The sequence below is a fragment of the Limnohabitans sp. DM1 genome, from assembly GCF_001269385.1.
In the GTDB taxonomy this organism is placed as follows: domain Bacteria; phylum Pseudomonadota; class Gammaproteobacteria; order Burkholderiales; family Burkholderiaceae_C; genus Limnohabitans_A.
This window is the reverse complement of the sequence record NZ_CXOO01000026.1, coordinates 259,694-272,420: the sequence shown is the minus strand read 5'-3', so window position 1 is coordinate 272,420 and position 12,727 is coordinate 259,694. Positions and strand designations below refer to the sequence as shown.

The 12,727-nt window shown below is 59.4% G+C and carries 11 protein-coding genes and 1 pseudogene; 4 read left to right on the top strand and 8 right to left on the bottom strand.

Going from position 1 to position 12,727, the window contains the following annotated elements:
• On the top strand, positions 1–318 hold a 318-nt coding region (locus tag AMM33_RS11125; protein WP_194945396.1), incomplete at its 5' end, for a transposase.
• Here the strand turns inward: AMM33_RS11125 and AMM33_RS11120 are convergent.
• The 4 genes and pseudogenes from AMM33_RS11120 to AMM33_RS11105 all read right to left on the bottom strand — a co-directional run.
• Positions 290–1,126, bottom strand: coding sequence for a DUF445 domain-containing protein (locus AMM33_RS11120; RefSeq protein ID WP_194945395.1), 837 nt, complete (start codon positions 1,124–1,126; stop codon positions 290–292). The two genes, AMM33_RS11125 and AMM33_RS11120, sit on opposite strands and share 29 nt — an antisense overlap.
• A 93-nt stretch (positions 1,127–1,219) precedes the next feature.
• Positions 1,220–2,539, bottom strand: coding sequence for a type II toxin-antitoxin system HipA family toxin (locus AMM33_RS11115; protein ID WP_228768077.1), 1,320 nt, complete (start codon positions 2,537–2,539; stop codon positions 1,220–1,222).
• Between the two features lie 5 nt (positions 2,540–2,544).
• On the bottom strand, positions 2,545–2,811 hold the full coding sequence (locus AMM33_RS11110) for a helix-turn-helix domain-containing protein (RefSeq protein ID WP_090141290.1): 267 nt from the start codon (positions 2,809–2,811) through the stop codon (positions 2,545–2,547).
• A gap of 139 nt (positions 2,812–2,950) precedes the next feature.
• A pseudogene (locus AMM33_RS11105) lies at positions 2,951–4,272 on the bottom strand (IS1634 family transposase); the annotation flags it as partial.
• Positions 4,273–4,685: 413 nt separating this feature from the next.
• On the opposite strand from AMM33_RS11105, the gene AMM33_RS11095 reads away from it, so the two are divergent.
• The 3 genes from AMM33_RS11095 (at position 4,686) to AMM33_RS11085 (ending at position 8,800) form a co-directional block, all read left to right on the top strand.
• Positions 4,686–7,109: a UvrD-helicase domain-containing protein gene (locus AMM33_RS11095; protein WP_090141286.1), complete on the top strand. Its 2,424-nt coding sequence runs from the start codon at positions 4,686–4,688 to the stop codon at positions 7,107–7,109.
• Positions 7,110–7,344: 235 nt separating this feature from the next.
• Positions 7,345–7,821, top strand: a complete 477-nt coding sequence (locus AMM33_RS11090) for an FKBP-type peptidyl-prolyl cis-trans isomerase (RefSeq protein ID WP_090141283.1) — start codon at positions 7,345–7,347, stop codon at positions 7,819–7,821.
• 226 nt (positions 7,822–8,047) lie between these two features.
• Complete coding sequence (locus tag AMM33_RS11085; RefSeq protein WP_090141340.1) at positions 8,048–8,800, top strand: 2OG-Fe dioxygenase family protein; 753 nt, start codon at positions 8,048–8,050, stop codon at positions 8,798–8,800.
• 157 nt (positions 8,801–8,957) lie between these two features.
• On the opposite strand, the gene bktB is transcribed toward AMM33_RS11085, so the two are convergent.
• From bktB to AMM33_RS11065, 4 genes are all read right to left on the bottom strand, one after another.
• On the bottom strand, positions 8,958–10,142 hold the full coding sequence (bktB, locus tag AMM33_RS11080) for a beta-ketothiolase BktB (RefSeq protein WP_090141281.1): 1,185 nt from the start codon (positions 10,140–10,142) through the stop codon (positions 8,958–8,960).
• Between the two features lie 106 nt (positions 10,143–10,248).
• Entirely contained in the window at positions 10,249–11,004 is a 756-nt protein-coding gene (locus tag AMM33_RS11075; RefSeq protein WP_090141279.1) for an SDR family NAD(P)-dependent oxidoreductase, read from the bottom strand.
• 280 nt (positions 11,005–11,284) lie between these two features.
• On the bottom strand, positions 11,285–11,773 hold the full coding sequence (locus tag AMM33_RS11070; RefSeq protein WP_090141277.1) for a bacteriohemerythrin: 489 nt from the start codon (positions 11,771–11,773) through the stop codon (positions 11,285–11,287).
• A gap of 102 nt (positions 11,774–11,875) precedes the next feature.
• Positions 11,876–12,715, bottom strand: coding sequence for a class I SAM-dependent methyltransferase (locus AMM33_RS11065; RefSeq protein ID WP_090141275.1), 840 nt, complete (start codon positions 12,713–12,715; stop codon positions 11,876–11,878).
• Positions 12,716–12,727: the final 12 nt, after the last annotated feature.

Below are 12,727 nucleotides of genomic sequence, written 5' to 3'. Positions count from 1 at the left end.
CGTGAGATCCTTGATCGAAAGCAGATCAACGTTGTGCGAACCATGCTGGATCACTGGTGCACATGCGTGATGCGCTCCAAGGTCGAACCGATGAAGGACGTTGCCAAGATGATCCGCGCTCATATGGAAGGCATCGTGGCCTGGGCGCAGACACGCCAGACCAACGGATTCCTCGAAGCCATCAACGGTTTGTTCCAGGCATCCAAGCGTCGTGCGCGTGGGTTTACGCGAATCACAACGATCAAGACTGTCATCTTCTTGATCGCCGGGAGACTCGACTTCCACGCTATCAATCCTCATGCTGGGCAACCCACTTGAAATTCATCAGAGCCTCTTTTTGCAAATCCGCATCGGTGCGCAACTGGTCCGTGTACTGGGCCACCCATCGAGAGAAATCTTCGCGGTGCGGGTGCGCCGGGTTGGACAAGACCGCTTGCATGTAGCGGATCACGGCATCACGCAATTTGTCGGCGGCAGACTGGCTTAAATCGGCGGCGGAATGCAGCGCATCCACGGCCCAGTGAATCTTGGGGTAATCCTTCTTGAGGAATTCATGGATCTGCTGGCCCAAAAACTCGCCCACCTGCGGAGCTTCCAGCAGGGCGGCAACTTTCTCAAGACCCATGTTCAGCACCTGCTGATGCCGGTTGTCCTTGGTCACCAAATCCAGCGTTTGCCCCAAAGTGCTGGCGGCGTTCCAGCGCTGCGCCTGCGTCGTCAGTGCATCGGTCAAGGCCTGGCGCATGGGGGCGTCGTCCAGGGTGTGCAGCGTACCGAGCAACAACTTCCGCACGCCCTGCACAAAATGCTGCACCTGCATGGCTTGCTGCAGCCACTCGCCCAAATGCCGGGCCACATTGAAATCCGCCAACTTGGCCAGCAGCTTGTCGCGCTGCAAGAAATGTGCGTGCACAAACTCGGCCATGCTGTCGGCAATGCGCGCCTTGCTTTTGGGGATGATGGCCGTGTGGGGAATGGGGATGCCCAAAGGGTGGCGAAACAGCACCACCACGGCAAACCAATCGGCCATGCCTCCCACTGCCGCCGCTTCGGCCCCCGCCTTGACCCAGGCCCAATAGCCCGAAGCCCCCATGAACTCGGCCAGGGCCAGGAGGGTGAGGGCCAATAAGAGGAGAAGAGGGGCGAGAAGGGCTGGGTCCTGATGCTTCATGTGATTGAGCAGCTTGCTGGTGCTGCAAAGCTTGAAACTGAAGGAATCCTATTGAGATTGGGCATAACGTTTGGCCGCGGCACCCAAGCCTTGCAGGATGCTTGTGCTGATGTGGTCTGGAAAGCCTTGCGCAAGCAGATCTTGGACTTTTGCAATGGCAGCAGGTGTCTGTTCAATGACTTGCTCATAGGGGCTGTCAGCACCCGTTGGCGCCATGCCATGTCGCTTGGCCAATTCATGCCAGTGTCGGGGTTGAATTTCTTGCATCTTCCAGTGCGCATTCTTTCCCGTCAAAGCCATTGCCATCCTGACTTTTTGAGGTGGCACAAGATTGGGGCCATGCCCCAACACGGGGTAGAGAGAAAGCACGTCATACACAGGCGTCATGGCATAGCTGCCACCGGCTTTGATGTGGATGCTGAAATTCTTGGCATGACCGTCGCTGGCACACAGCAACCAGAACAAGAACTGCGCCTTGATGAAGTTGAACTTGTCTTGCGCTGCTTGAATAGAACCGTTGAGCAAGTTCAGAATTTTGTCCATCCCAGGGCCACCATCGGCCTCATATTTCAAGTGACTGGGGTAGCCCAAAGCCTGGCACATGTCTTCTTGTGGCAAACGAATCAACCATGATGTGTCTTCGGACCACACGCGATCAAATCGCTCAACCGCCAGCACCTTGATGTCTTCAAATTGTTCCATCGTGCAATGCGCACTAGGGACACCATAGGCCTGCATCAGTTGGGCGCAAAGCCATTCGTTTTCTACTGAGCCCGACATGTCCAGCTGCATGTTGGCAACCATGCCCAGTGGCAACTTCAGAATGTGTGTCGTGGCGGTCGGTCCCAAAGGGCGCATCCACTGATTCTTGACTTTGAGCAGTGCCGTTTTTTCTTGTGCCCCGGCCAGTGAAATTCTGAAGTCGTCTGCTTTGAAGTCCGTATCCAGCCATCCTTGAGCACTGGAGACACTGGTCAGCAGTTGGGCGATTTCAGCTTCAGCCAAGGGCTGGGCCTCAATGGTCTTGTTATCACCGGGTGCATGGCTTTCTGGCAACAAACGTATGGCACCCACACTGTCACGGCCAACTTCTGCCAACAAATCGAATGTGCTTTGCCCCTTGGTCTTGAAGCGTGTGGCAATGCGCTCCCTCAAGCTGAGGCTGTCTGGCAAAAGGTTGTCAAACCATGCCGCCACCATGTCACCACGATGAGGCTGGTTGCCAGGCGTGAAGGGCAATGTCAGCGACAGTGGGCGCGCCTGCGGGGACTGCAACCAACTGTCTTCATACTGAAGCTGGTGCCTGCCCTGCGAAACGGACCAGGTACCGACCTTCACACCGTTCATCCACAGCACAAGGCGATTCATGATGTTCACCACTGTGCAGTCTTCACGCCGGAGTCGGCTGAAGATCTGGGTGCCGACTTCGGCTGCAGCACCAACTCCACCCCCAATGCATGGAGGACGGAGAGCAACTTGGTCACACTCATATTGGCGGCATTGCGTTCGCTGGTGGAATACGTCTGCTGCGCGACGCCCAAACGCATCGCCATATCTTCCTGGGTCAAGCCAGCACTTTTTCTAAAGCCGACAATGACGTGCTTGAGTTGATCAGGCGTTTGAATCGCGTAGCCGTTCATACAGCATCCAGTATGTATATGTGGGATACATATTATGTGCTGTAAATCTTGTTTACACAAGATAAGCTGTTGGACACCCGAGTTCGACACCAACTGACGTAAGTCCTTGATTCATATAGGGCCAGCTCGAAACTTGCCACTACAAGAGGGTCATCTGGGCGTCTTGTGTCGGTTTTTTGATCTTCAAACTCTCCAGCACCTGCGCTTGCAGGTCATTGATACTCGATATTCCTTCTATCGGTTGCGCGTTGTTGATCCTGACCTTGTGCCGCTGAATTCGGCTCAGCTGCGACAGCGCTGTTTCCGGCGACAAATCACTCTTGGCTAACTTCAACCTTTGGCGCATCACCCGGTACACGATCAGGGCCAAGAAACAAACAAAAGCATGTGCCCTCATGCGTTGGGGCAGCCGGTGGTACACCGGCACAATCTCTATCTCCGACTTGAGCACCTTAAAGCCCCGCTCAATGTCGGCCAGCGCCTTGTAGCGCTGCACCACCTCTGCGGGGTTCAAGTCGTTGACGTTGGTCACCAGCATCAGCTTGCCGTCCATCAGCTGCGCTTGCTTGAGCGTTGCCTCGTCAATGGCGAAGCTGAACAACTCGCCCTTCAAATCTACTTTGACGATTTTGGCCAGATGCGCCTCTTTGACCTCGTGGTACAGCCGCGCCTTGGCCCCGCTGTCAGACAGCTTGCGTCCTCGGCCCACTTTGGTGCCGTCTGGTGCGCCGGCTTGCCCATCGAGCTTGCCAGCCCAAGCTTGTGCTTGGGCCTCCAAAGCGGCAATGCGCTCACTGCGCAACTGCGTTTGCTCTTTGGCCCGCTCGGGGTGGTGCGCCACCACCAGCCGCAAGCCCTGCCAGGGCAGCTCTTCGATGTTCTCTGGCTCGGCCTTGGCCGCCTTGGCCTGGAAGTCTTGCAAAACATCCACAAATTCACCGTAGCGCCTGCCTGGCACGGCCAGAATGAATTCAAGGGCCTGGCCACCTGTCGCATTGGGCCGCGTGATCTTGCCCAACTCATCGATGTTGTCCAAAGACAGCAAGCCCTATCGGCCACCACAATCAAGCGCTTGATGTGGCCAAAGCGCGCCAGCACCTTCTTGAGCGTGGGCATCAAGGTGGGTGACTCGGCCTGGTTGCCATCGAACACCTCGTGGTAAATCGGCAAGCCTTCTGCGGTCTGCACCACGCCGAGCATGAATTGCCGGGCAATCAGCCCCTCTTTGGCCATGCCGTACTGGCGCACATCGCCCGCTTGTTCGGACAGGCCGGCGGCGCGGATGGTGGTGAGGTCATAAAACACCAGCGACAAGTCTTGATCGACCAAAGGGCGCAGCAAACTGGCCACCACATCGTCCACAGCTTCTTGGTGATCCATCAACGCGTCCAGGCTGCGCAGCAAGTGCTGGTGTGTCAAAGCAGCTGTATCGACTTGCGGCATGCTCACCGTTTGGAGCCAACAGCCGATAGGCTATGCCGTCTTCAGCCTGTGCGCTCTCGACTTGATCCGCTTCGTCGTTGGCTTGTCGATAAGTTGAAAGATTGATGGCGTTTGGGACCAAAGCCTGTTGTGGGCGTCGCTGCTGGATTGCCGCGCTTCGCTCGCAATGACAGCTGCCCTTATGGCTTCGTTGATCCCCACCGTGTGACGATCAACTCGCTCGATGGCTGCCAGCATGTGGCCCAGATAGTCCGGCACGGTGGCTTTCGACCACGCTGCGGATGGTGGCTCGGTGAGTTTGCAGTGCAAGTGACGGTCTCATGGCGTATCTTCCATCGGAATCCGGGTCAAACATACAAGTTTGGTGACGTTGCCAGTGTGTGGATCGCCAATCCCATCCGATGGGAATGCCCCTCCTACAATCTCCCCCTATGCTGCCTGACACCTCCCCGAACACTTCCTCCCCCTTGCTCGCCCAGCTCAACGATGAGCAACACCGGGCCGTGGCTTTGCCGTCCGAGCATGCGCTGATTTTGGCGGGGGCGGGTTCTGGCAAAACCCGGGTGTTGACTACCCGGATCGCCTGGCTTTTGCAGACCTCGCAGGTCTCGCCCGGCGGCATTTTGGCAGTCACCTTCACCAACAAGGCCGCCAAGGAAATGAAGCTGCGTCTGCAGGCCATGCTGCCGGTCAATGTGAACGCCATGTGGATTGGCACCTTTCACGGTCTGTGCAACCGCTTTTTGCGGGCGCATTACCAGCTGGCGGGTTTGCCGCAGACTTTTCAGATTCTGGACACGCAGGACCAGCTGTCGGCCATCAAGCGGTTGTGCAAGCAGTTCAATGTGGACGAAGACCGCTTTCCGCCCAAGCAGTTGCAGTACTTCATCTCGGGTTGCAAAGAAGACGGTCAACGCCCCGGTGATGTGCCGGTGCGCGACGAGGAAACCCGCCGCAAGGTGGAGCTGTACCAGCTGTACGAAGAGCAGTGCCAGCGCGAAGGTGTGGTGGATTTTGGCGAGCTGATGCTGCGCTCGTATGAGCTGCTGCGCGACAACGCCCATGTGCGCGAGCATTACCGCAGGCGCTTTCGCCACATCCTGATCGACGAGTTTCAAGACACCAACAAGCTGCAATACGCCTGGATCAAGCAGCTGGTGGGTTTGCCCGGTGAGGGGGGCGAGGGCGCCGTGTTGGCCGTGGGGGATGACGATCAGAGCATTTACGCCTTTCGCGGGGCGCGCGTGGGCAATATGGCCGACTTTGTGCGCGAGTTTCAGGTTCAGCACCAGATCAAGCTGGAGCAAAACTACCGCAGCTACAGCAACATCCTCGACTCGGCCAACCATCTGATCAGCCACAACAAGACCCGCCTTGGCAAAACCTTGCGCACGACCCAAGGCGCTGGTGAGCCGGTGCGCGTGGTCGAGCAGACCAGCGACTTTGCAGAGGCGCAGTGGCTGGTGGAAGAGTTGCGTAATCTGGTCAAACAAGACGGTTTCGAACGCAAGGAAATCGCGCTGCTGTACCGCAGCAACGCCCAAAGCCGGGTGCTGGAAACCGCGCTGTTCAATGCCGGGTTCCCTTACCGGGTGTATGGCGGTCTGCGCTTCTTTGAACGGGCTGAAATCAAACACGCGCTGGCCTATTTGCGCCTGATGGAGAACCCCAACGACGACACCAGCTTTTTGCGGGTGGTCAACTTTCCGCCGCGTGGCATCGGGGCACGAAGCATCGAGCAGTTGCAAGACGCTGCCCGTGCCGCAGGCTGTTCGCTGCACGATGCGGTGAGCGCCACCACCGGCAAGGCCGGGGCCAATCTGGCGGCGTTTGTGGCCATGGTCGATGTGCTGCGCGAGCAGACTGAAGGGCTCACGCTGCGCGAGATCATCGACTTGGTGCTGGACAAGACCGGCTTGGTCAACCACTACCGCGCCGAAAAAGAAGGCGCGGACCGGGTGGAAAACTTGGAGGAACTGGTCAACGCAGCCGAGAGTTTTGTCACCCAAGAAGGTTTTGGCCGCAGCGCGGTGGCCCTGCCGCAAGGTTTGACACAAAGCCCGGCCAGTCAGGGGCTGAGCATGAACGTCACTGCGAGCGAAGCGCGGCAGTCCAGTGCAGCTGTGACCACGGATGAATTCAGTGAAGACGGCGTGACCATGAGCCCGCTGGCGGCCTTCTTGACGCACGCCTCGCTGGAGGCTGGGGACAACCAGGCGCAGGCCGGTGAAGACGCGGTGCAGCTGATGACCGTGCACGCCAGCAAGGGCCTGGAGTTTGACGCGGTGTTCATCACCGGACTGGAAGAAGGCCTGTTTCCGCACGAAAACGCGATGAACGATTTTGACGGCCTCGAGGAAGAGCGCCGCCTGATGTATGTGGCCATCACCCGCGCCCGCAAGCGCCTGTACCTGAGCCATTCGCAAACGCGCATGCTGCACGGCCAGACCCGCTACAACATGAAAAGCCGCTTTCTGGAAGAGCTGCCCGAAGAGTGTTTGAAGTGGATAACGCCCAAGAACGCAGGCTTTTCCAATCTGGGCTCGTCCAGTGGGGGTGGCTTTGGAGGGGGCGGTGCATGGGGGCAAACCCCGGCGCAAAACCGCCATGCCCGCCCGGCCTGGGGCCAAAGCAGCCTGAGCACCGAAACCTACAAAAGCCCGCCCGTGCCGGTGCAAAAAGCCGAGCCCGAGCACGGCATCAGCGCAGGCAAAAATGTGTTCCACAACAAGTTTGGCGAAGGCAAGGTGCTGGCTGTGGAGGGCACGGGCACCGATGCCCGGGCGCAGGTCAACTTTCCGCGCCACGGCGTGAAATGGCTGGCGCTGAGCGTGGCCAAACTCACGGTGGTGTGAGCCGATGCGCGGGTCTGCAGGCCATCGCTTGCAGGCAAGCTCCTACAAAAATACCTTCTGGCTTGCATGTGTAGGAGTCAGCCCTGCAGGCCATCGGTTGCAGGCAAGCTCCTAAAAAAAACCTTCTGGCGTGCATGTGTAGGAGCCAGCCCTGCTGGCGATAGCCCGCTTGATCTGACTTGGCGGACGCCAGACTGAACGACAATCTTCACTTTTGAAAACTTCGAAAGCCCGCATGAAAATCACCCAAGACACCGTCGTCACCATGCACTACAAAGTGGTGAACGCCCAAGGCCAGTTGCTCGACAAGGCGCAAGAGCCGACTTCTTATTTGCATGGTGGCTATGACAACACCCTGCCCAAGATTGAAGAAGCGCTGGAAGGTCAGGAAGTGGGTTTTGAGACCACCTTGAAGCTTGCAGCGGCCGATGCCTTTGGCGAGCGCGACGAGAGTCTGGTGCAGACCATCTCCAAAAAGGACTTCCCCCCGGGCGTGAAGGTCGGCGGTCAGCTGCGTGGCCGCTCTGCCGATGGCCAAGAGCAGGTCTTCAACGTGGTCAAGATCAAGGGCGACCAGGTCATTCTGGACGCCAACCATCCCTGGGCGGGTCAAAACCTGAGCCTGACCCTGAAAGTGCTCGAAGTGCGCGCCGCCTCGGCCGAAGAAGTGACCCACCGCCACGCCCACGGCGCGCACGGTCACCACCATTGAGGCGACAGCGTCGGACGCTTCGAGTGCCGACCTACGGGGATGCCGCTGCTGCCTTGTAGGTCGGTGACTTTTGCCCCGACAAAGGTTTGTTCACCTAAAGCAGGTGTGTGATCCGTATCGGTGATTGTGCAAAGGTCAGGCGATTCGAATGCCGAGCTTTGCACTTCAAGATGTGGGCCGATTGGGCGTTATGCTTGCAGCTTTGCCTGATTGCCCGGACGTTTTCATGCCTCAAAACACCTTGCCACCGCCGCTGACCGCCCCTGATCAGCTCAATGCCACTTTGTCGGCCCAAGGCTTTGCCGTGTTGAGTGCGGCCAGTGTGTGTGCTTTGGCCGGGGTGTCCACCGCTGATTTGCAGGCGCTGGAGCCCAGTTGGAATGAGTTGCCGCCGGACCAGTACCTCAAGGACGGCGGCCGCTATCGCCGTCGGCGCCACGCCAGTTTCGAGGTCACCTCAGAGGCCCTGCAGGCCGTGCCCCACCGTGCGCATTGGCAGCCTTTGTCTTACAACGCCTTGCATGGCGGCATGCAGCGCTGGTTTGAGCCCATGGCGCCAGAGGTGGTGCAGCAAGCGGCCTGGTCGGCGCTGCTGCGATGGCTGGCCTGTGTGGCTTCTGCAGCCCAAGGGCAGCAGACCTGGTTCACCGAAGCGCACCAGTTTCGCATCGACACCACCGACGGCATTGGCCGCCCCACACCCGAGGGTGCGCACCGCGATGGCGTGAATTGGGTGGCCGTGTTTCTGATTGGCAGACACGGCATCAAAGGGGGCGAGACCCGTGTGTTTGACATGGACAGCCCACGCGGTCAGCGTTTCACCCTTGACGAACCCTGGTCGCTGCTCTTGATGGACGATACCCGCGTTATCCACGAAACCACACCCATTCAGCCCGAGCAGGATGGCGGCTGGCGCGATACGCTGGTGATCACCTTGCGATCAGACAGTTTTCTGGACGAGCCCAGCGCCAAGGCTTGATCTGCCGAGGCCGACGCCACCGACCTACCAATCTCTACCCGTAGGCCGGCACCTTCAGGTCCGACATTGTTGGATTTGGCGCAGGCCCATGTCGCGGCTGAAGCCGCCGACCTACAAATGTCTCCCTGTTGCTCGGCAGCTTCCGCACCGACAGGCTTTACATGCGTTCAAAAATCGCGGCAATGCCCTGGCCGCCGCCGATGCACATGGTCACCAGCGCGTAGCGGCCGTTCACGCGTTGCAGCTCGTAGAGGGCTTTGACGGTGATCAGCGCGCCCGTCGCGCCGATGGGGTGGCCCAGCGAAATGCCCGAGCCGTTGGGGTTGACTTTGGCGGGGTCCAGACCCAGTTCGCGGGTCACGGCGCAGGCTTGCGCAGCAAAGGCTTCGTTGGCCTCGATCACGTCCAAGTCGTTCACGGTGAGGCCAGTCTTCTTGAGCACGGCGTGCGTGGCAGAGATTGGGCCCACGCCCATGATCTTGGGGTCCAGGCCTGTGTGGGCATAACCGACCAAGCGGGCCATGGGCTTGGCACCACGGGCCTTGGCCGCGCCAGCTTCCATCAGCACCACGGCAGCCGCCGCGTCGTTGATGCCCGAGGCGTTACCCGCGGTCACGGTGCCGTTTTCCTTCAAGAACACGGGCTTGAGCTTGGCCATGTCTTCGAGCTTGCAGCCGGGGCGGAAATGCTCGTCGGTGGCGTAGGCCACGTCGCCTTTTTTGCTTTTGAGCATGACCGGCATGATCTGGTCTTTGAAGTAACCGGCGGCGGTGGCGCGCTCGGCGCGGTTATGGCTTTCCAGAGCCAATGCGTCTTGCATTTCGCGGGTGATGCCGTATTTAGCGGCCACGTTTTCGGCGGTCACACCCATGTGGATGTTGTGGAAGGGGTCGTGCAGGGCACCGATCATCATGTCGATCATTTTGGTGTCGCCCATGCGTGCGCCAAAGCGGGTGGCCAGGCTGGCGTAAGGCGCGCGGCTCATGTTTTCTGCACCACCGCCAATGGCGATGTCGCAGTCGCCCAGCAAGATGGACTGGCTGGCGTTCACGATGGCCTGCAGGCCCGAGCCGCACAGGCGGTTCACGTTGTAAGCGGGGGTGGTTTCGCCGCAGCCGCCGTTGATGGCCGCCACGCGGGACAAATACATGTCTTTGGGTTCGGTGTTGACCACATGGCCAAACACCACATGGCCGACATCCTTGCCGTCGGTGCCCGCGCGGGACAGGGCTTCGCGCACGACTTGCGCGGCCAGCTCGGTGGGCGGGATGTCTTTGAGGCTGCCACCAAAGGTACCAATGGCGGTGCGCACACCGCTGACAACAACAACTTCACGGCTCATAAGAAAATCTCCAGTAGAAAAATAAAAATTGAAACAACGGCTCAGTGTCAGGGGCAATCGCTACATTGACCTGACATGGGCGGCGCTTTGGTGGGCGGGCAGTGGCTCAGTCGCGCACATCCCCGATGGGGTTGAGCCCGAAGTCTGGCCGGGCCAGGAACGACAGGACTTGACGGGCCGCCTGCTGAGGCGAGCTGAGCAGGCCTTTTTCCTTGAGCTGGGCAAATTTCGCCTGGTCCGGGAAGGCCTTGCCCGCTGCGCCTCGCAATTGCACCTGCATGTCGGTGTCGATCACCCCGGGGGCCAGCGAGCAGACTTTGGCGCCGTGGGCTTTGAGGGCTTCGTCCAGTGCCATGCAGCGGGTGAAGTGGTCCATGCCCGCTTTGGCCGCGCAATAACCAGCTTGCGACGCCATGGCGCTGCGCCCCAGACCTGAAGAAATATTGAGCACACGGCGCGGGATGGTCCACGCGTCGGTTGCTCCCAAAAACGCGGCACACAGCTGCATGGGCGCTTCAAGACCCACGCGCAGGGCCAGGGCCAGATCGGCAGGCTGGGATTGGCTCAAGGGGCCGATGGGCGGAATCACGCCGGCATTGTTGATCAAGGTGGCACCACTGAGCTCGGCGGGGTTTTGCGAGGCCAGCCACTGGCGCAGGCGTTCACTGGCGCTTTGCCCGTCCGCCAGGTCTTGCGTCCATTGCAACAAAGGCACATCGGCTTTTTGGGCGGCAGTCGCCAGTGTGTCGTTGCTGTGGCGCGAGATGCACAGCAGGCTGTTGCCCGCTTGTAGCAGCTGTTCAGCGATGGCCAAGCCCATGCCCCGAGAGGCGCCTGTAAGGATGTAAAGGTGTTTTGTCATGATAGGCATGTTATTGATCCGGCCCTGTGAAGTTTGAAGGTTACTTCAATCTTGTACCTTGTGGGAGCTAGCCCTGCTGGCGATCAGACGCTTGTGGAGCACAGGCTTTTCGCTTGGCTGGCAAGCTCCCACAAAATCCTCCCAACGGGCAATACACGGCTCAGACTTCATCGGTCCGAATCCATAGTGGCCTCATGCCTTGCGCGTAAAGTGCGTCCGCACGCAATGAGTGCCGCAGTTGACAGCGCCAGGCGGCTGGGTGGGGTTGCCGGGGGGATTTTCAGCTGCTGCAGCTGACGCTGCCGCAGCCGGACATGGTCACATTCTGGATCACCGAGGCGTCGGCCAGCGTCTCGGTCACGCTGTCAAAGCCCACCGACTTCAGGTGTGCAGCCAATCCGGCGTCCATGCTGTTGGCATGGCCCGGAAACCATTCGGCCAGTGCTTCGGCCAGGCGCGTGATGATGGATTTATCGCTTTCCAGATAATGGGCTTCGACCACGCGCATGGTCTCCAAGATGGTGGCGTGGTGCTCGGCGTGGCAGTTGTCAGCGGAAAACCCGGTCGCCAGCATCCAGCGCTCTTCCTGGGCAAAGTGCTCCACCGTGTGGTCCAGGAAGGCCTTGTACAGCGGCAATTGTTCGTCTTCGGGGGTGGCCAGGATCTGGTTGATCATGTCCACAAACTCCTGGTGGGTTTCGTCCATGCGCACATCGCCGGTGCAGAGGGATTCCGTCCAGGGCATGAGGGTGGGGGTGGCTGTGGTCATGTGGGGCAAGGTATAGAGGGTATGGAGCGAAGGTTGGTGCAAATTATCGCGGAAGTGCCCGCCAGGCCTTGTCCCGCCCCTGTCAAGACCCCTGACGGGCCTTCATGGATCGCTGACCCGCAAATGCGCCAGCCCGTATAGCGGGCCACCCATGATTGGACCCCAAAACATCTCTGCCCAGACGGCGCCCCAACCATAGGCTTGAGACACGCTCAGCTGCGACAGCAACTCCAGCCGAGGGTGCGTCTGTGCGATTTCCTGGCCGTTGTATGCGCCCCAGGTGAAGGGGGCATCCATGGGTTTAACTGCCTTGGCCAGCACGGACTGACCCACGGCAAAAGGTGTCATGAAGTCCACCACGATTTCGGAGTCCTGTGGGGCGTTGTCGCCAATTTCCCGAAGGATGCGGTCCACTTGCCTGGGCTGCAGGTACATCAGCACCCCTTCGCAGACCACGAACACGGGTTGTCTGTGATGGCCTGACAGCTTCAAGAGCTTCCACCAGCCTGGCTTGGTGATGTCGATGACCTGGTTGTTGCAAGTCCCGCTGGTTTGAGGGATGAATGATTGCCTGAGCTCGATCACCGGTTTTAAATCCACGTCCAACCAGGCGTTTTTGCCGTTGGACAGCCACTGGAAATAATGCGCCAGCCCCGCCCCCAGATTCAATCCCGAGCATTTGGGGTGGCGGGCAAAAAAGGCGAGCCCCAGCTGTTTGATGCGGCTCGTGCGCCACAGCACATTGACCAGGGCGGCGGTATCTTCGGCGCCGGTGTGGACCTGCACACCCATGGCGGTGAGCAGGTCCTGGGCGTAGCGGTCTTGTGGGTCCAGCGCCGGATACGAGGCCCCAGCTCGGGCACGCGCCACCAGTGGCACCAGCGAGGTTCGCGGCACGCCTTGCAGTGCATCCACAATGGGGAAATCGGTTTGAAACTGCATGGCCGGCTCTCC